The following is a 298-nucleotide window of genomic DNA, read 5'->3' as shown; positions in this document are numbered from 1 at the left end:
GGGGTCAGACCGCGACGGTGTGGCGGCTGAACTGCTGGTTGGTGCCGGTGCCGCAGGTCCACTGTTCGAGGGCGGCGCCGTTGGTGGTGGCCTGGTTGATGACGTCCAGGCACTTGCCGCTGTGCCGGGCGATCAGCCGGACGTGGCCGGAGCCGTCGGCCACCTTCTGGACCTGCCACTGCTGGGACTGGCTCCCGGTGCAGGTGTTCTGCACGACGAGGGCCCCGTCGACGGTCGACGCGCCCTCGACGTCGAGGCACTTGCCGCTGTGCCGGGCCATGATCTGCACGTAGCCGGT

At 70.1% G+C, this 298-nt stretch carries 1 protein-coding gene; it reads right to left on the bottom strand.

What is annotated here, in order from left to right; translation table 11 throughout:
* Positions 1-4: 4 nt before the first annotated feature.
* Positions 5-298 (bottom strand): RICIN domain-containing protein (locus PUR56_RS26015; RefSeq protein ID WP_329950690.1); only part of this gene is annotated, 294 nt, incomplete at its 5' end.

The sequence above is a fragment of the Streptomyces sp. BE303 genome, from assembly GCF_036290945.1.
In the GTDB taxonomy this organism is placed as follows: Bacteria; Actinomycetota; Actinomycetes; order Streptomycetales; family Streptomycetaceae; genus Kitasatospora.
Note: the sequence above shows the minus strand (reverse complement) of the source record. Positions and strands in the feature narration are given on the sequence as shown.